The sequence below is a fragment of the Marinobacterium mangrovicola genome, from assembly GCF_004339595.1.
Taxonomy (GTDB): Bacteria; Pseudomonadota; Gammaproteobacteria; order Pseudomonadales; family Balneatricaceae; genus Marinobacterium_D; species Marinobacterium_D mangrovicola.
The window spans coordinates 121,610-140,089 of the sequence record NZ_SMFU01000008.1; the positions used below are offsets into that span (position 1 = coordinate 121,610).

The window sequence follows — 18,480 nt, forward strand, 5'->3', positions numbered from 1 at the left end:
CAGAATGAGACGCTGCAATGAGACACCTGTCTCAAACCGAGATAACCGACATGGATAAATAACTGCAAATTTTTTATAACCAGATGAAAATTAAAAGTTTTTACTGAACGGCACAGAACCTGCTTTTTACTGACGGCCAAACAACAAATATAAAAAGGTTAAACAATGAGCCGACACACTATGCCAACCTTCGCCCTCTCGGCGATAGCCTCCTCGTTGCTGATGATGCCTGTTGCCGGTCAGGCCGCGCAGATTGCTACCGACTCGGGCGACTACAGCCCGCTCCCCGCCGGTATCGACCTGGGTATCATCTACTACCAGCACACCCGCCACGATGAATTTTATGCCTCCGGCGATGAGATCTCCGACTTAGCCGGCATCGAAGAGCTGAAGACCGATATCGGCCTGCTGCGTTGGGTTCATTACATCGATGTGGGTGGTTATATCGTCGATCCTCAGATCATCATCCCGTTCGGTAAGGTTACCCTGGATACGGTGGCTGGTAGCACCAGCAGCTCGGGGGTTGGCGATCCCATCGTCGGTGGTACGGTCTGGCTCTACAACAACCAGGAGTCCAAGCGAGCCTTTGGTTTGACAGCACTGGCATCCATCCCCATCGGCCAGTACGACGCCGATAAGGGCCCGGTCAATATCGGTGAAAATCGCTGGAAATTGATCACCCAGGCGGCCTATGTAACCCCTCTGACCGAAACCTTTTCCCTGGAGCTGATCGGCGAATATACCTTCTTCGGCGATAACGACGACTTCGTAGGCATGGACCGCGAACAGGACGATCAGTACGGCGTTCAGGCTCACCTGAGCAAGAGTTTCGGCCAATCCACCAAAGCGGTGTTGAGCTACTACCATGACTTCGGCGGTGAAAGCAGTCTGGATGGTATCGATCAGGATGACGAGCTGGATAACAACCGCTGGCAGGCCAGTCTGCAGCACTTTATCACCCCTGATATGCAGCTGCAGTTCCAGTACGGTCGCAGCATCGACGTTGAAAACGGCTTCTTTGAGGACAACCGTTTTAACTTTCGTTTCGTCAAAGTTTTCTAATAAGGGGTGTTGACTCTTAGCGCGTTAAAACTCCCTTACTCAAAGCCCTCTAATAAACGCTCTGCAAACAGAGCTCTAATAAAAAACGGACGCTTATGAATAACCTGATGATAAGCCGACGCAAGTTCCTGCAAACAGCGTCGATGGTGGCCGCCGCGGTAAGCGTGTTACCCGGCATCAACGCCTTCTCTGGTGTACTCACCGAAGACTCCCGCATGACCGACCTGGAGCGGCAGGTATTCGGCAAAATGTTGCAGATAGCCCTGCCCACCGACGGCAGCAGCCTTGTTGCTCCCTCATCACTGCCGGTGCAGCCCACGCTGGAGCAGGCGCTCCTGGCTGGCATGGCACCTCACATCCGTCAGGGGCTGCGCGGCGGCATCGGTTATTTCAACGAGGGGCCGGTGGAGCAGTTTGGTGGCACCTTTGTGGAGCTAAACGACGCAGACGCGAGCCGCTTTGTGGATCAGTGGGCCGATTCCAATGAGGTGCCGCAGCGGGCGCTGGCCATGGGCCTGAAGAAGCTGACCGTACTTGCCTACTGGGCGATTCCGGATACCTGGGCGCCGCTCGGCTACGACGGCCCCGTCTCCGACAAATGGAATCTTCCCTCGCTGGGCAACACGCCCGAGCCCCAGGCCTAAAGCAGAAGGTTGTAAGTTATGGCTAATCAGAACAATACGTTGAATATCCAGACCGCCACTGACATCGCCGGGCCAGAGGTCAATATCGATGCCGATGTGGTGGTGATCGGTTCCGGGGCTGGTGGCGCCATCAACGCCTATGAGCTGGCCCGCCAGGGTAAGAAGGTTGTGGTACTGGAGGCGGGTCCCTATGTACCTTCATCACAGTTTGCCGAGATGCTCGCAGTGGCCATGGGCACGCTTTACCAGGATGAAGGTGGTCAGGCCAATACCCATGGTGATATCTCGGTGCTTCAGGGCGCCTGCGTGGGTGGTTCCACCGTGGTCAATGCGGCCCTCTGTTTCCGCACGCCTGAATATTATCTCTCTCTTTGGGCCAAGGAGTTTGGCCTGAGCAACCTGACGCCTGAGCTGATGGCCGGCTATTTCGACAAGGTGGAAAAAAACCTCAGTATCAGTGAAAACGGCCCCCAGGAAACAAGCATTGGCGCCGAGCTGATCTCCAAGGGGCTGGAAAAGCTCGATATACGCAAAGGTGTTGCACACCGAAACATTCGTGACTGTGCCATGACCGGCTTCTGCTTCGCCGGCTGCAAGACCGATCGCAAGCAGTCGATGCTGGTGACCTATCTACCCTGGGCCTGTAACCACGGCGCGAAAATCTACGCCGACACCCGGGTGACACGGATAATCACCGAAAACGGCCAGGCCAGCGGTGTCGAGGCGCAGGTGATCGATCCGAAGACCAAGCAGCTCAAGGCGAGCATGAAGGTCAAGGCGCCGATCGTGGTTCTGGCAGCGGGTCCAGTGCAGTCGCCGATCATTCTGCAGCAGTCCGGCATCGCCAATTCCAGTGGCCAGGTTGGCAAGAACTTCGCCTGTCACCCGACCCTGTCTGTGACCGCGGTCTATGACCGCGAAGTGGATGACTTTCACGGTGCAACTCATTCCCTTTACGTGGATACACATACCCTGCCGGAAGAGGGCGGTTACCTGCTGCTGAACGCGGTTCAGGAGCCGGTGGAAGCGAGTTTCCAAGCGGAGCCGGGGACCGGTAAACCCTATGTCGCCTACATGGAGAAGTACCGCAATACCATCCGTCTGATCACGCTGATCCACGATAAAAACGTCGGTGAAGTGCGCTGGAAAGAGGGTGCCAAAGAGATCATCTACGAGGTTGACGATTACGATTTCGAGGCGATGAAAAAGGGGCTGAAGTACAACGCCCGTATCCTGTTCGCGGCCGGCGCAAGCTTCCTTTACCTGCCCACTTCCGACAAAACGCTGATCGAGAGTGAAGGCGATATCGACCGGGTAATCGATGCGTTGGAGAATGAGCCGGCCCGTTACCGCTATGTCTCTTTCCACCCCCAGGGTACGTGCCGCATGGGTGCAGATCCGGCCAGGTCAGTGGTGAACCCCTATGGCGAAACCCACGATGTGAAACGCCTATATATCGCCGACGCAAGCCTGTTGCCGACCTCCATCGGCTACAACCCGTCCGAAACCGTGTATGCGTTGGCCACCTATATTGCCGACCAGATCGCCAAGGCGAACTTTAGCTGACAGGAGAGCAGGTTATGAATCTATCAGTCATTCATCAGGACAACGGAAGTTTTGAATTCGCCAACGGCTTCACAGGGTCGCCGTTCGATATTACTGAACCGGCCACCGGGCAGAAGCTTGGACAACTCAATTCGACCAGCATCGCCGAACTGGATCGGTTGGTTGAACAGACCGCTGCAGCACAGACAGCATGGGCAGCCACCGACTTCGACAGAAGGGCCCGAGTGTTACGCACCTTCGGCGGTCTGCTGGAGCAGAATGCCGAGTTGATCAACGCCTGGAACGCCCGCGAATGCGGCTCCATCGCCGGCAAGGCGGGCTGGGAACTGCAGGCGTGTATCGAACAGAGCTTCATGTGTGCGGCGATGCCGATGAACCCCTATGGTGAGGTTTACCCCTCCAGTATGCCGGGGCGAGAGAACATCTGTATCCGCGTCCCCCTCGGTGTGGTCGGCGTCATATCCCCCTGGAACTTCCCGCTGCTACTTTCGCTGAGGGCGGTGCTGCCGGCGTTGGCGATGGGCAATGCCGTCGTGCTCAAGCCTGATCCGAACAGTTCGGTAATCGGCGGCGTGTTGATCGCGGAGCTGCTGCAACAGGCGGGCCTGCCGGAGGGCGTCTGTTCCCTGGCGCTGGGTGGCGCCGATGTGGGGCAGCATCTGGTGTCTCATCCGCAGGTCAACATGATCGCTTTCACCGGCTCTACGGCTGTGGGGCGACAGATCGGTGAAGTCTGTGGTCGGCAATTGAAGAAAGCTGCGCTGGAGCTGGGTGGTAACAACGCGCTGCTGATTATGGATGACGCCGATATCGCTGCGGCATCTTCATGCGCCGCCTGGGGCTCCTTCCTGCACCAGGGGCAGATCTGCATGCAGTCCGGGCGTCATATCGTGGAGCGCTCGGTGGCGGATGCCTATATCGATGCCCTGAGTGAACGGGCCCGGAAGCTAGTGGTCGGCGATCCCTACAGGGAAAACGTGCACCTGGGGCCAATCATCAGCGAGCGCCAGGCAGATCGGGTGATGAGCCTGATTGAACAGTCTCTAGCCATGGGCGCGCGGATCGTCTGTGGTGGCAAACGCGATGGGCTTTTCATCGAGCCCACGGTGATCGCCGATGTCACGCCGGAGATGCCGGTTTACAAGGAAGAGGTGTTTGGTCCGGTCGCGCCGGTTATCGCTGTCGACAACGAGGATGAAGCGGTGAGCCTGGCCAATGACAGTGACTATGGGTTGGCGGCAGCGGTGCAGAGTAGCAACCCCGTCAGGGCAAAGCGAATTGCCCAGCGCCTGCAGGCGGGGATGGTCCACATTAATGACCAGACCGTGAACAACGAATTCCAGGTGCCCTTTGGCGGGATGAAGGCCTCGGGCAATAGCGGTCGCTTTGGTGGCCCTGAGAATATGGAAGAGTTCACCGAGAAAAAATGGATTAGCTCGATCGATGCGCCGTTGGGCTATCCGTTTTAGCTATCCCCTTTGCTAAGTAGTGTTAAACCTACCCTTTCAGTACTCATGTAAGAGCACCCCTGAAGACGCTATCTGACTCCCTGGCGTCATTTGTTAGCCCTGCTTAATGCAGGGCTTTTTTTTGTTTTTTGCGCGCTTGCTTTGGTTTTTTTTATTGGGCTATTCTGGTCTCTATTGGCCTTATTGAACCGTTTTTAAGCGATGGTAGAAAAGTACTAAAAAGTTTAAAAGGTCCAAAAAATAATAAAAATAAAATTAAGGATGTAGCTGAAATGCATAGTATTTCTGTCATTCGCAGTGAATTCGCAAAGGGTGATTACAGTGCCGCCAGAATGTTGGATCATCCGGTTTATGAATCCTGGCAAAGATGCTCTTCCAATAAATTGTCCATGGATGGCGGTGTCGACTATGGTTTTCTATCGCATCAGCAGCTAGGTGATACGCTGCTACAACATAAGCCCCTCCTCGACAGCGCAAGTGATCCTCTGGAGCGACTCTACCGCTCTCTGGGCGGAGCCGGCTGGTCGGTGCTGTTTACCGACCGCAACTGCCATGCGCTCAGGGTCTATCCCAGCAAAAACGTGTCTGAACCGGGTATCGCCAAGGCGTTTCGTCAGGGGGCTGTGCTCTCCGAGGAGTTGATCGGCACCTCGGCTATGTCCTGCGCTATGGCGTCCCAGCGTTTCGTTCGGGTGTTTGGGCAGGAGCACTACAAGTCGTTCCACAGCAGCTTCAACTGTGCCGCCTCGCCGGTGTTCGATCCCCAGGGTTTTGTCTGCGCCAGTGTGGATATCACCAATGAAGCGCCTAACCGTGATAACGGGGCATTTTTCCTGCTCGAAGCCTGCGCGCGAAATATTCAGAATGAACTGATACGGACTCTGCCTGAGGCGATCGTGGTTGAACTCCAGGTCGCAGGTAATCAGTTCGGGGGCGACAGTCTGGTGCTGGCCTTCGGCTACGATCAATCGGTGACAGGCGGCAATCAGGTCTCACAGAACTTTTTCGGACTGGATCTGAGGTCCAGTCGGGTGAGTTTTGATGACCTTTTCGACGAAGCGTTCGCGGTATTGTTCGACAGAGGTCTGTTGCGGGATGAGCCCTTTCAGCTGACCCTCAGAGGCGGGATCAGATTGTTTGGGAGGGTGATTAACGCCGATGAAAAAGAAAGCACGAGGTCTTATGCTGCCCGCGCATCTCTGTTTGATAGGTCGGAGTCCGTGGATATCGAAGGCGACTCTGTACCGAATCGCTCCAGCAGGTTCTATTTCGGTGATCAGCGCGTTGAAGCGGCACTCAAGTCCAGCCTGAATGCGGTGGCCCGGCTACCGGTTCTGTTGTTGGGCGAATCAGGTGTTGGCAAGGATGTGATGGCGAGAATGATCCATGACGCAAGTTATGCAGGGAATGGGGCGTTTGTTTCCCTGAATTGCGCCTCGATTCCGGAATCACTGATCGAGAGCGAGCTGTTTGGCTACGATAGCGGCGCATTCACCGGTGCCAGCAAGACGGGTCAGATGGGTAAAATCCAACAGGCTGATGGTGGCACCCTGTTTCTCGACGAGATCGGCGATATGCCTCCCGCATTGCAAACCAGGTTGTTGAGAGTGCTGGAAACCCGGGAAGTGATTCGCCTCGGGGCGTCGAAGCCGGTGAAGGTCAACTTCCAGCTGATCTGCGCAACCAACAGAGATCTCAGTGCTGCTATCAACAGTGGATTGTTTCGCCAGGATCTTTTCTATCGCATAAACGGTTATGAGCTGCAGATTCCTGCTTTGCGGGAGCGGGCGGATATTGTCGGTGTGGCACAGTCGATCCTCGATGAAGTGGCCGCGCCGGGCAGGGCATTTGCGGCATCAGCCCGCAGCCTGATCGATGCCTATGCCTGGCCGGGTAATGTCAGAGAGCTGCGTAATGCGATCATCTTTGCCGATACCCAGACTCCGACGGGGCAGGCGATCGAAGCAAAGGATTTCCCACCTGCGTTACAGCAGCAGATCACCCCATCCGTTCAGGATTTTACGATCACTTATGAGTCCACTGTTGTTAATGGCGATGGGCAGCTGAAAAACGCCTGCGATGACCTGATTCTCAAAGCGATCGATGAGTGCGGCGGCAACATGACCCAGGCCGCGAAACAGCTTGGGATCGGGCGAGCCACGTTGTACCGCAAACTGGCCAAAATCAAACATTGATCGGGCCAGGCATTGGGAGCATGCCGGGCTCAGTCGTCCAAAGTTTTCGGGATCTCTTCCACCAGGTAATCGATTAGGCTGCGCACCGAGGGCAGCATGCCGCGGGGGCGCGGATAGACCAGGTAAATGGTGTGTCTTGAGCCGCTCCACTCGGGCAGCACGTGTATCAGTTCGCCACTGCGCAGGGCGTCTGAGGCTATAGGCTCGGGGAGCAGGGCGATGCCGACTCCGTCAGCGGCCGCCTCGACCTGCACGCGCAGATCGTTGGTGACAAGCCTGGGGGTGAGATCAAGGGTATGGCTATGCCCGTCTGCGGTTGATAGTGGCCACTGCACTTCGCCATCCTGAATATCGGAGATGATCGCCTGAGCGTTCAGGTCCTCCGGCTTTTCCGGGTGACCGTTACGTTCCAGGAAATCCGGGCTGGCTACCAGAATCCGGCTGGCACCGCCCAGCTCGCGGGCGACCAGACTGGCGGAATCCTCGATGGCCGGGGTGACACGCAGTGCCAGGTCGAAGCGTTCCTCTATAAAGTTGATCTGTCGATTGGTGGCCACCACCAGCAGGGAAACCTTGGGATAGGCTTCCATAAAGCCGGATAAGATCGGCGCCAGATAACTCTGCGCCAGAATCACCGGGCAGCTCAGTTTTACCTTGCCGCTGGGCTCATTCTTCAGCTCGGCGATGCTTTCATAAGCCTGCTCCGCATCATCCACCACCTTCTGGCACTGCTGATAAAAGCGCTCGCCGGCTTCGGTCAGTGTCATGGAACGGGTCGAACGGCGCAGTAGACGTAGGCCAAGGCGCTTCTCCAGGTCCGCCACGCGGCGGCTCAGGCGGGTTTTCTCCACCCCGATCGCCCGCGCTGCGGCGGAAAAACCGTTGTGTTTGACCACGGCTGAGAAGAAGTAAAGGTCGTTAAGATCGTCCATTTTATTGTTGCTCTCATGCACTAATCTTTGGTGTTTTTACCATATTATCACGACGACAGTGCACTAGTAGAATAGCAGTCACTAGAAAGAAACACCGTACATCCCATCGTAAATCAGCTTCTTTACCGGTGTCCCTCCTTTACGAAGAAGCTCGCAAAACAGAGGTATTTATCCATGAAAGGTATCGAAAAATTCGCACTTGCTGCAGCACTCGTTGGTTTCGCTGGCATCGCCCAGGCAACCCCTGCAAATGACACTGCTGAAAGCGCCAAGGCTCAGAACGAAATCCACCTGGCCCAGGCTTCTACTGCTCGCGATCAGGCGGTAAAAGCAGAAGATAAAAGCGACAAAGAGTCCAAAGAAATTCTGACCAGCGGCGAGCGTGACTACCTGTTCACCATTACTCACCCGAACCTGTAATCGGTTCAACGCTGGATCGCAACAGAGTTTCCCCGCGTAAACATTGTATAGAAAAGCTCAGGGATATTATTCGCTGTCTTTTAAGGTATAGAGTTTCAGGTATCGAGCCTCAGTTATCACGCAACAAGAGTAGTCAAGGCAACCCTGGCTGCAACTATACAATGACTTGCTTTAGGGCTTCTTCAGCCCTGTCTATCCCTAGCGAACTGGGCCTTTAAGCCTTTTTCTCTCCCTTCGCCAGGCGAGCTACAAACCGGGATGATGGATCATCTCGGTTGGGCTCAGACCTTCATTATATATTCCCCTTTTATTTATCCTTCCTTTTTAAATCCCGTTTATTGGGATTTTTCTTTTTATTTGTCGTTATTAAATATCTTATTGTTAGTGTTAGTAATATTTGATTCGTGGCTAATCGCTGGCGCCAATTAACTTATTATTCGTGCACGAATAGGCGCAGGTTTCGCCTGCTGGCGAGTCAAGGATCTTGGACAGCCAAGATCCTTAACAATCCTAAGCCGCCCCGACAGCTTGATCGGCTGCGCCGATTACCCTGTGCTTCTCGTCTGAAAGAGAGGGATCTCCAAACTCGCCGCTGCGCGGCTCAGACAGTCGATCCCTTATTCCTCTTTCAGTCTCCGATGCTCGGCTGCGCTGAAGGGGATTCGGGTGCGCTCAGTTAGCCTGCTGTTGAATTCATTCTGTTGGAGCCTATGGGGATAGTTGCAGAAAACCTGCCGAGGTGAGCTGCTGGAAATACAGACCATTATTTACCTTGGTGGATAGGCAAGCCTCGGCAATAAAAATCCCGGCACCAAGGCCGGGATTAAAAGCTTGTTAGCTGGCGCTATCAGCTCAGAAAATCTGCCACCATTTCCGGGTATCCACACCGGTCAGTACCACGGTGCAGCTGGTGCCGGCGGTGAGGGTTTCACCTTCGGGTATCTCTTCGATGCTGATGCGCACCGGGATACGGCGGGCCAGGCGCACCCAGTCGAAGGTGGGGCTGACGTTGGCGGTGAGTTCATTGCTCTGCGGGTTGTCCGCATCGTAGATACCGCGGGCGATGCTCTCCACCTGACCTTTCATCTTCACACCGCTCATCATGGTGATATCCACAGCCGCGCCGGGTTTGACCAGCGGCAGCTTGGTCTCTTCGAAATAGCCGTAGACCCAGAAGGAGTGTTCATCGATCAGCGCCAGTGAAGCCTGGCCGGCGTGCACGTAATCACCGGTGTGAACGTTGAGGTTGGTGATATAGCCATCTTCCGGCGCGAAGACTTTGGTACGCTCAAGGTCGAGCTGGGCGGCGTCGAGCTGGGCGCGGGCCTGGTCCAGTTCTGCCTTGGCGGTCTGGGCGGCGCGTTCGGCCTGGTCGCGACTTTCGCGGGAGACGACCAGGGCATCGGCATCGGCGCGACGGCGGGCTTCATCGGTGCGCAGCGAAAGCATCGCTTCCTGGGCTTCCACCTGGGCCTGGGCGCGTTTTACCGCCAGCTCATAACGGGCCGGATCGATCTGCAGCAGCAGGTCGCCCTTCTTCACGCGCTGGTTATCCTGCACATTGAGGGCGACGACGGCGCCGGTTACGTCCGGGGCGATATTGATCACGTCTGCGCGGACGCGGGCGTCGCGGGTCCAGGGATCGTTCATATAGTGCAGCCAGAGCAGGCGCACCATCAGCAGTGCTGCAAGCACGATCACCAGGGTAAAAACGATACTGTAGAGTTTTTTCAGAGTCATAGCTGGACCTCAGCGATAAACAGGCAGCGTCAGCGCGCAGCTGATGCCGACATAGATGGCAAGACGTAACAGGGTGGGATGCCAGGCCCAGCGGTAAAGGCCGGTGCCGGCAAGGATGCGATCCACACCCCAGGTAATCAGCAGTGCGGTGATAAACAGCACGGTGACGGTCGGAAAATAGAAGCCGTAAAAGGCGATCTCACGCGGCATGGGCGACTCCCTGTTCTAAAGTGGCGTTGTTCTGCTCGCGGTACATAGCGAGCGGGCCTTGCGGGTCGAGCAGCGAGACCTTGATAAAGTGCAGGTAGCTCAGCAGCTGGCGCCGCGGTGAATTGGAAAAGTGTTCCTGTTCTGGCTCCAGCGCGGGACGCAGTTGCTCGATAGCCAGTTCGACCTGTTCCATGGCGCGCTCGAAGCTGCGTGCGCCCGGTTTGATGTAGAGCCGGCTCAGCGCCCGTCCCATCTGGTCCAGGGTCTGGCGCCAGGGGGTATCAGGATCGGTATCCTTGAGCGTTTCCGAGCGCAGCAGGGTACGCAGCTCGATTACCGCATGTCCCACTTCCTGGATATGGCAGCACCACTCCAGCGCGATCTGCTGTTGCTGTGGTTGTCCGCCGGACATGTTGTAGGTCTGGTTGAGCAGGTCACGGCTGCGGCTATCCAGTTGCGCGGCCAGCCCCGGCAGCGGAGCGGTAAGCGCTTTTACTGCCAGGTCTCGCATATCACGCAGCATCACCCGATGCAGCCAGCGTCCGCTCGGCGGGAACAGCAGGGCGAGCAACACGCATGACATCAGGAACCCGGTGACGCTGGCGATCGACTGGTTGGCAAACTGCTGTGGCAGGAAGCTGGCCGGGTTATCCGGCGAGGCCACAAAGCAGAAGTTCACCACCGAGCCAAAGCCAAGCCCTGCCCAGCGCGGCGACAGGCTCATCCAGGCGCCCATGATGAATACCGGCGCAATGGCGGCCATCATCAGCGGGAAACCATCCACATAGGGCAGCACGAAAAAGCTGACGATAAAGCCGACGATACAACCGACTATGGCGCCCTGGGCCACGGACTGGGCCATCTTGTTCGGGTTGGGTACGGTGGATGTCAGCACCGCGGCGATGATCGCGTTCTGGATCGACATGGTGCCGCTCTCCCAGCCGCTGGTGATCCAGAACCAGGCCACAAACAGAATCACCAGGGCGGAGCGGGTGCCGGTGGTGACGGCGTAAAGCGGGTTGGTGTGCGAGCGAAAGCCGGTGTACTGCGTGTCGAACTCCGGCGCCTTTTCATCGTCCAGGCGGCTGTAGTCGCGCAGGTACTGGCCGAGCTGCTCGGCAAACCGGACCATCAGTTCGACCAGGGTATCGAAACGCTCCATCGCTTCCCGGTCGGTAACTTGCTGGCGCAGATCGGCGCGGGTATCGCGGATGTTCTGCTTAAGACTGGCTTCGATCAGTTCGAACTCACGCAGCAGCTGGCCGGCAACCTGGGGTTGAGGTGGTGCTTTCTCCAGCCGTTGCATCAGCTCCAGCAAAGGCGCAGCGACAGGTTCGACCCGGGCAAGAATAGTGGCCTCGGCTTGTGACTCTTCGGCTCTGCTGCGCAGCTGCTCCAGCAGGCGGCCGATGGAGTGCAGGCGTGTCCCCATCGCCATGTACTGGCGGTTCAGCGCTTTCAGCAGCGGGTTTTTCTGCTTCAGCTGCAGGTTCTCTACCGTGGCGGCCTGGCGCAGCACCTCAATAGAGACGCTCTCCGCTGCCAGGGCGCGGCCGCGGGCGTTGCGGCTGTCGCGATCCAGCGTACCGAGCAGGGATGCGCGAGCAAAACCGCAGAGGCGACCGACCCGGCTGACCAGCTGATTACGCATGGAGCCTGCGGTCTCGCGCGGAAAGATCACCGCACTGACCACGCCACCGCAGATGATGCCGATCACCACCGCCAGCATCCGGCCCACCGCCAGGTTCACCGCCGCATCGGGGGTGATCGCTGCGGGTACGCCGATCATGCCGACGGTATAACCTGCCAGCAGGAAGGAGTAGGAGCGCATATCGCGGTAGTGCACCGCGCCGGAGACGCAGACACCGCACCAGAGCGCGGTGCCGAGGATGAACATCTGCGGCTGCTGGTGAAACAGCGCCACCAGCGTCAGCATGGCGATCAGACCGAACAGGGTGCCGATCAGACGGAAGATACTCTTGGTCAGTACCTGTCCCGCTTCCGGCTGCATCACGATCAACACAGTCAGCGCCGCCGAACGTGTGTGCGGCAGCTCCAGGATCATCGAGGCGTAGTAGGCCAGGCTCATCGCCAGCAGCACCTTGGCCACATAGAGCCAGCCGTTGCCGTTGCCCAGGCGCCAGTTTAGGAATGCGCTGCGGTGTGCCTCCCGGCTGAACAGTTCCTTGCTTAACGTACTCATGGTGCACTGATCTCTGCACTGACTTCTACGCGAGCTGGCGTCAGCTGTTCATCGTCTGGCTGCGCCATGAACTGCACGCCACCGCCCAGGGATAGGGCCAGGTCTGCCTGCACACGGAGCAGCTGTGCGTGGATCTGTTCGCGGGCGATGCGCTGGTCGAGCAGTCGGGTCTGGGCATCCAGCACATGCAGGTAGTCGGTCAGGCCGCGCTGAAACGCTTTTTCTGCCGTGTCGTACACCTGTTCCGCCTGCTGTACCGCGAGGTCTGCCAGCTCCGACTGATCCTTGGCCGAGCGCTGGCGGATCAGCTGGTCGCTGACCTCCTGCAGGGCGTGCCTCAGGGTGTTGTTGTACTGCTGCACCGCCTCGTCATATTCGGCTGCGGCGATACCGAGCCGGGCGCGACGGGCGCCGCCATCGAAGATCGGTAGTGACAGCGCAGGGCCTGCGGTAAAGGTGCGACGCTCGGCATCGGCCCAGTCATTGAGGGCACCGTTGGTCAGCACCTGGCCCAGGCTCGCCACCAGGTTGATGTTGGGATAGAAGTCGGTGCGCGCCATATCTACGGCGCTGGCCTGGGAGGCGATCTGCCAGCGGCTCAGCACCAGGTCCGGACGGCGGCCGATCAACTCCAGCGGCAGATCGCTGGGCAGGCTTAGCTGACGGTTCAAAAGCAGGCTGGGACGGATCAGCTCGGCCGCTTCACTTAAGGGTCGTGCTGCCAGCGTGACCAGCGTATTGCGGTTGAGCTCGATCGCTTCTTCCAGGGCGCGGATACGGCGCTGGGTCACCGGAAGCTGGGCGCGGGCCTGTTGCAGATCGTAGCGAGTGCCGATGCCCGCCTGTAGCTGCTTTTGGGTCAGATCGACGATCTGATGCTGCTGCGCCAGGCGTGACTTCTGCACGTCCAGCTGGGCGTAGTTCAGCGCGTAGGCGATATAGGTGCGGATCAGGTTGGCGGTCAGGTCCAGCTGTACCACGCGGGCGCTGGCTTCGCTGACGGCCACATCCTGCTGGGCGCGCTGTTTACGGTCCTGCTGGCGGCCGAACAGATCGAGCTCGTAGCTGAAGCCGAGCATCGCCTGGTTATCCCAGGTTTCGGTATCGGCCATGGCACCTGGGCCGTAGTGATCATCGGTGGGCCAGCCGTGAATACCGGCGTTCACGTCGGCACTCAGCTGCGGGGCGGAGGGCGATAGTGTCAATCCAGCCTGGGCCTGAGCACGGCGAATGCGTGCGGCGGCGGCTTCCAGGGTTGGGTTATCCAGCATCGCCTGTTCAACCAGCTTGTCGAGCTGCGGATCGGCAAAGCTCTGCCACCAGCGGATGCTGGGCCAGTTATCGCTGTTTGCGGCCGGATGGCTGACACCCTCGACGGCTTCAGGCTGTGTCAGCGCCGCCTGGGGGTGAATCCCCTCCGGTGAAGCGCAGCCTGCCAGCACAAACGCCGCGGTCAGGCCCGCCAACCACAGGCGGCTTTTAGCCCCCAAAGTGGGTCTATTGATGGATGAGTTCATAATGTTTAAATCTTGTAAAAGTCGGGTGTAAAGCCCGCTACAGAGCCAGGGACCTGGCTACTTAAACCGGCGGGTTGCCGGATTCGGGCAGCAGAAAAATACTCAGTACTTCATCGACAATGCGCTGTTCCAGGTTGCTCGCGCTTCGGGTATGTGCAGGCAGCAGCGCCGGTGTCGTCATCGGTAACGCCAGTGCCGAGGTCAGCATACGCACAAACAGCTCGGGCTCCCGGGCTGCGACCACGCCAGCCGCCTGTGCTTTGCGTACGATGCCGTGAGCGGGCAGCAGCAGTGGCCGGGTCAGCTTCTCGATAATGATTTCAAGACGCAGGGAGTGGGCGTTGGACTCCTGCAGCAGGAAGGCGGTAAACGCCGGCGTTGCCATGCAGATATCCGCATAGAGGCGGATAAAGCCCTCCAGTGCCTGTCGCGGCGATTGCTCACTGAGGCTCTCCAGTGCGGCAAGCCTGTGTGCATAATCCGATTCAAATTTTTCCGCCAGATGAGCGATAACCGCCTGCCAGAGCTGCTCCTTGTTACCGAACAGCCTGGCGCAGAGCGCCACATCAACCTGGGCCTCGCGGGCGATCATGCGCAGGCTTGCACCCTCATAACCCCGTTGGGCAAAGGCGCGAATCGCCGCGTGGATCAGCGCTTCGCGGCCGGAGATATCCTGGCTGCTGCGCCGACCCCGCCGACGCGGTGCGTCAGGTTTCTGTTGCTCGGTCATAGGGTCTGGAGTACTGGCTTATCGGTGTAAGTTCTGCGGGGGAATTAAATCAACAACTGTTGATATTTTTTCTGATCGGAAGGAAAGAATCAATTCGAAACTCTGCAACGCCACTGTTGCCGGGAGCGAACCAATAGAACGTGAGGACGGATTTTTAGCGGTAAATATGCAACGTCTGTATGGCGTTAAGGGAGCTGGCGCCGAGCCGTAAACGCCTGGCTCAAAGGCCTGGGGCGTTATTGAACCAGCGCTGTTCACGCAGGAAGTCGATTAACGCATCCCGGAACACCCGGGCGCGAATCGACAGGGCGCGTTGATAGGGCCAGATCAGGTAGATCGGCCGGTCGGCACCGCTCCACTCGGGCATTACTCGCACCAGGCTGCCGTCAGCCAGGGCTTCATGCACCAGGCTCAGCGGCAGCAGGGCAACGCCGGCACCCGCCTTGGCCAGATTGAGGGTCACCGACATATCGTTGCTGAGATGCTGATGCTGTTTCTTGATCGGCTGCGACTGTTCTCCTGAATGCAGCGTCCAGTCACTGAAAATATCGGCGGCGATGGTCGGTGCCTCGGCCAGGGTGTCGAGCGTTTCAGGCTGAGGTCCCTGAGGAGCGGCCACCAGCACCGGTGTTATCGAGCCGAGATGTTTCTGGATCAGACCCGAGTTCTTCTGCTCGCCGGAACAGATATTCAGGTCGGCGCGGGCGTCGGTCATATCGGCGCTGGGATCCACCAGGTTCAGGCTCAGCGAGATCTGGGGATAACGGGTCACGAACTGCTGCCAGAACAGATCCAGCGGGCCGCTGCCGATATTGCGCGGCGCGCAGATGCGAAGGCCTCCGGCCAGCTCGTTCAGGGAGGCATCCAGATCGGCCAGGCGGGTTTCCACCTCGCGTATATAGGCGGCGCATTCATCGTAATAGCGCTGTCCCGCAGGCGTCAGGCTCAGCCCCCGGTTGCTGCGGTGGAGCAGTTCCGAGCCCAGGCTTTTCTCCAGCTCGCTGACGCGCCGGGATACGGTGGCGATGGTCATATCGAGTGCAGCAGCGGCGCCACTGAGGCTGCCCTGTTCAACGGCGGCGATAAAAATACGCAGGTTATCCAGCATGTTTTCGGGCTCTGGTTTTCATAAATGCAAACAGTGCTATCGATTATCGGTATGTTCGATAAATATGCAATTGAATAGGCTGGGCGCATCGATTAACCGGATAGGAGACTTTCGATGAAGCTTTCCATGAATCTTGCTATGAAGCACCGGATTCTGTTTGCGATCCTGATGTCGCTGGTACTGACCTTTTTCATGTCCGCCTGGGTTACTTTTCTTAACGTGGGGTTGATCGAGGGCTTTCTCGATTACTGGATGCACGCCTGGGTACTGGCCTGGCCCGCGGCTGGGGTGATCTCGTTTATCAGCGGCCCGGGGATTCACCGCTTTGCTCATTACCTGGCGAAAACGGAGCAAAGCTAGGCCACCTTGTCATATAGAAGATGCAATTATTTGAACAGATCGCCAAGCCGACTTAACCTGTTTAATAGTCTTGCTGCCCGGAGCAGCTAATCGGTAGCCACGGCAACAAACAGGAGTGCCATGAAAACCCCTAAACGCCTTATCCCGCTGTTGGAGGATGGCCTGATCGACGAAGTGCTGCGGCCGTTGATGAGTGGCAAAGAGGCCTCGGTTTATGTGGTTCGCTGCGGGGACGAAGTGCGCTGCGCCAAGGTGTATAAGGATGCCGAGAAGCGCAGCTTCAAGAAGGCAGCTCTGTACCAGGAGGGGCGCAAGGTACGTAACTCCCGCCGCGCCCGCGCCATGGAGAAGGGTTCCCGTTTCGGTCGCAAGGAAACCGAAGAGACCTGGCAGAACGCCGAGGTGGATGCGCTTTACCGCCTGGCCGCCACCGGCGTGCGTGTGCCGGAACCCTACGGTTGCTTCGATGGTGTGCTGCTGATGGAGCTGGTCACCGACGATGAGGGCCGGGTGGCGCCGCGTCTCAATGACGTGGGCATGTCCGCCGAACAGGCGCGGGAAGATCACCTGATGGTGATGGAGTACGTCAAACGCATGCTCTGCGCCGGTCTCGTGCACGGCGACCTGTCGGAATTCAACGTGCTGGTGGATGACTACGGCCCGGTGATCATCGATCTGCCCCAGGCGGTGGATGCCGCCGCCAACAACAACGCCCGCTCCATGCTGGCCCGGGATGTGGATAACATGACCCGCTACTACGCCCAGTACGCACCGGAGCTGATGGAAACCCGCTATGCCGCGGAGATGTGGCACCTGTTCGAAGCGGGCGATCTGACGCTGGAAACCGAACTGACCGGCCTGGTGGAAGAGGACACCCACAGCGCCGATGTGGATTCGGTAATGGCCGAGATCCAGCAGATCCTGCGCGATGAAGAGAAGCGGCGGGAACGGTTGAAGGCGGGGATGGAGGATGAGTAGTCAGTCCAGTAAGGGCCTGGCTTCAATACTCAACTGAGACCAAAACGGGCTGCGGAACGATGAATGTTATGTCCTTCAGTGAAGCGAGTTTCGATTTAGAGCAGGTAATGATGAAGTCTGTGACTCTCATGAGCCTGCTTTGCTAAAAAGGCGTAAAGGAGAGCCAGTAGTTATTCTGTCCAAGCGTGACTACGACGGCATGATAGAGACCCTTCATCTGCTCAATAGCCCGGCCAACGCAGCGCGCCTGCTGCAATCGGTGGCACGTATCGAGGCCGCAACGCTAGATGATCGACAAGGGTCTGAACTGAAAGCGGCTGTGCTGGACGGGGAACAAAGCGGAGAGAGCAATTTATCACTGCGTGATATTGCGGCTGAAATAGAGCGCACGAAGGTCTAAAGAGGGGAGCTCATAGTTTTTTCCATGGTGGCGTCCCGCCCTTTTTCCGGTAGTTCCGAGCTTGCGAGCCGCCTTAGTATCCCGCGCTGAAGCTGTCGTCTCGCGGCTCGACTGTTTATCACCTCGACGTATAGCTCCGGCTTCCCGGACGCTTTGGCAAAGCGCATCGAACAATGAGTCATCCATATTCAGCTCTCCTCACTTACTTGCTGTTCAATAGCCTAAGCGTCTTTGCAAGGGAAGTCAGCAACGCCCGTTGATCAACCCCACAACTCCCCAAATCGATCGCGGTGACAAAGATACAGCCGCAGATCGAACTCCAGTTGATGGTAATCCGGCTCCATATAGCTGCAGAGCTTGTAGAACGCCTTGTTGTGTTCCTTCTCGCGCAGATGCGCCAGTTCATGGACCAGGATCATCCGCAGCAGCGGCTCCGGCACCCGCCGGAACAGGGATGAGACCCGGATCTCGTTTTTTGCCTTCAGCTTGTTGCCCTGCACCCGCGATACATAGGTGTGCAGCCCCAGCGCGTTGTTGATCACATGGATCTTGTCGTCATAGATCACCTTGCTGATCGGTGACGAGCTACGCATAAACTGGTTCTTGATCCCCTGGGCGTAGTCATACAGCGCCTTTTCCGAACCGAACTCATGAGGCTGGGGATATTTCTTCAGCAGCCAGGGGCCGGTCTTTTCGTTATCGAGCAGGGACTGGGCCTGTTGCTGGATCTCGGGGCTGTAGCAGCTGAGGTAATTGGTGGTTTTGCTCATGTTTTGCTGGCGCATTGGCTAAGGGCGAAAACTTCATTTTATTTCGATGGCTCCCGTTAAGGGTAGTGTTTCAGCGAGCAGGTTTCGCCTGCTGGCGAATCAAGGATCTTGGACGGCCAAGATCCTTGATAATCCTAAGCCGCCCCGACAGCTTGATCGGCTGCGCCGATTACCCT

The 18,480-nt window shown here is 57.6% G+C and carries 16 protein-coding genes and 1 pseudogene; 9 read left to right on the top strand and 8 right to left on the bottom strand.

From position 1 onward, the window contains the following. Positions 1-165: 165 nt before the first annotated feature. The 5 genes from CLV83_RS09090 (at position 166) to CLV83_RS09110 (ending at position 6,936) form a co-directional block, all read left to right on the top strand. Positions 166-1,062 carry a transporter gene (locus CLV83_RS09090; RefSeq protein ID WP_132290812.1) on the top strand — a complete coding sequence of 299 codons (897 nt, stop codon included), beginning with the start codon at positions 166-168 and terminating at the stop codon, positions 1,060-1,062. A 95-nt stretch (positions 1,063-1,157) separates the two neighbouring features. Further along, complete coding sequence (locus CLV83_RS09095; RefSeq protein WP_132290815.1) at positions 1,158-1,706, top strand: twin-arginine translocation signal domain-containing protein; 549 nt, start codon at positions 1,158-1,160, stop codon at positions 1,704-1,706. 18 nt (positions 1,707-1,724) lie between these two features. Continuing rightward, positions 1,725-3,272 carry an FAD-dependent oxidoreductase gene (locus tag CLV83_RS09100; protein ID WP_132290818.1) on the top strand — a complete coding sequence of 516 codons (1,548 nt, stop codon included), beginning with the start codon at positions 1,725-1,727 and terminating at the stop codon, positions 3,270-3,272. Positions 3,273-3,286: 14 nt separating this feature from the next. Then, positions 3,287-4,741, top strand: a complete 1,455-nt coding sequence (locus CLV83_RS09105; RefSeq protein ID WP_132290821.1) for an aldehyde dehydrogenase family protein — start codon at positions 3,287-3,289, stop codon at positions 4,739-4,741. 272 nt (positions 4,742-5,013) lie between these two features. Further along, positions 5,014-6,936 carry a sigma-54-dependent Fis family transcriptional regulator gene (locus tag CLV83_RS09110; protein ID WP_132290824.1) on the top strand — a complete coding sequence of 641 codons (1,923 nt, stop codon included), beginning with the start codon at positions 5,014-5,016 and terminating at the stop codon, positions 6,934-6,936. A gap of 29 nt (positions 6,937-6,965) precedes the next feature. Here CLV83_RS09110 and CLV83_RS09115 read toward each other — a convergent pair whose 3' ends face one another. Beyond that, a complete protein-coding gene (locus CLV83_RS09115) occupies positions 6,966-7,868 on the bottom strand; it encodes a LysR family transcriptional regulator (protein ID WP_132290827.1) in 903 nt (300 codons plus the stop codon). 174 nt (positions 7,869-8,042) lie between these two features. Between CLV83_RS09115 and CLV83_RS09120 the strand changes: the two genes are divergently transcribed. Next, positions 8,043-8,288 carry a hypothetical protein gene (locus CLV83_RS09120; RefSeq protein WP_132290830.1) on the top strand — a complete coding sequence of 82 codons (246 nt, stop codon included), beginning with the start codon at positions 8,043-8,045 and terminating at the stop codon, positions 8,286-8,288. Between the two features lie 852 nt (positions 8,289-9,140). Here the strand turns inward: CLV83_RS09120 and CLV83_RS09125 are convergent. From CLV83_RS09125 to CLV83_RS09150, 6 genes are all read right to left on the bottom strand, one after another. Further along, positions 9,141-10,028 carry an efflux RND transporter periplasmic adaptor subunit gene (locus CLV83_RS09125; protein WP_132290833.1) on the bottom strand — a complete coding sequence of 296 codons (888 nt, stop codon included), beginning with the start codon at positions 10,026-10,028 and terminating at the stop codon, positions 9,141-9,143. 9 nt (positions 10,029-10,037) lie between these two features. Further along, entirely contained in the window at positions 10,038-10,238 is a 201-nt protein-coding gene (locus CLV83_RS09130) for a DUF1656 domain-containing protein (RefSeq protein WP_104003746.1), read from the bottom strand. Next, positions 10,228-12,441 carry an FUSC family protein gene (locus CLV83_RS09135; protein ID WP_132290836.1) on the bottom strand — a complete coding sequence of 738 codons (2,214 nt, stop codon included), beginning with the start codon at positions 12,439-12,441 and terminating at the stop codon, positions 10,228-10,230. The genes CLV83_RS09130 and CLV83_RS09135 overlap by 11 nt, the downstream gene beginning before the upstream one ends. Then, a complete protein-coding gene (locus CLV83_RS09140; protein WP_132290839.1) occupies positions 12,438-13,958 on the bottom strand; it encodes an efflux transporter outer membrane subunit in 1,521 nt (506 codons plus the stop codon). The genes CLV83_RS09135 and CLV83_RS09140 overlap by 4 nt, the downstream gene beginning before the upstream one ends. A gap of 61 nt (positions 13,959-14,019) precedes the next feature. Beyond that, the gene (locus CLV83_RS09145; protein WP_132290842.1) at positions 14,020-14,688 is read right to left on the bottom strand and encodes a TetR/AcrR family transcriptional regulator; all 669 of its coding nucleotides are present in this window, start codon (positions 14,686-14,688) and stop codon (positions 14,020-14,022) included. A 220-nt stretch (positions 14,689-14,908) separates the two neighbouring features. After that, positions 14,909-15,796, bottom strand: a complete 888-nt coding sequence (locus tag CLV83_RS09150; protein WP_132290845.1) for a LysR family transcriptional regulator — start codon at positions 15,794-15,796, stop codon at positions 14,909-14,911. A gap of 114 nt (positions 15,797-15,910) precedes the next feature. On the opposite strand from CLV83_RS09150, the gene CLV83_RS09155 reads away from it, so the two are divergent. The 3 genes and pseudogenes from CLV83_RS09155 to CLV83_RS09165 all read left to right on the top strand — a co-directional run. Next, entirely contained in the window at positions 15,911-16,156 is a 246-nt protein-coding gene (locus tag CLV83_RS09155) for a DUF2798 domain-containing protein (RefSeq protein ID WP_243642349.1), read from the top strand. Between the two features lie 120 nt (positions 16,157-16,276). After that, entirely contained in the window at positions 16,277-17,134 is an 858-nt protein-coding gene (locus tag CLV83_RS09160; protein WP_132290848.1) for a PA4780 family RIO1-like protein kinase, read from the top strand. 121 nt (positions 17,135-17,255) lie between these two features. Beyond that, positions 17,256-17,534, top strand: a pseudogene (locus CLV83_RS09165) (type II toxin-antitoxin system Phd/YefM family antitoxin); the annotation flags it as partial. Positions 17,535-17,794: 260 nt separating this feature from the next. On the opposite strand, the gene CLV83_RS09170 reads toward CLV83_RS09165, so the two are convergent. After that, the gene (locus CLV83_RS09170) at positions 17,795-18,304 is read right to left on the bottom strand and encodes a M48 metallopeptidase family protein (RefSeq protein ID WP_132290851.1); all 510 of its coding nucleotides are present in this window, start codon (positions 18,302-18,304) and stop codon (positions 17,795-17,797) included. Positions 18,305-18,480 lie beyond the last annotated feature (176 nt).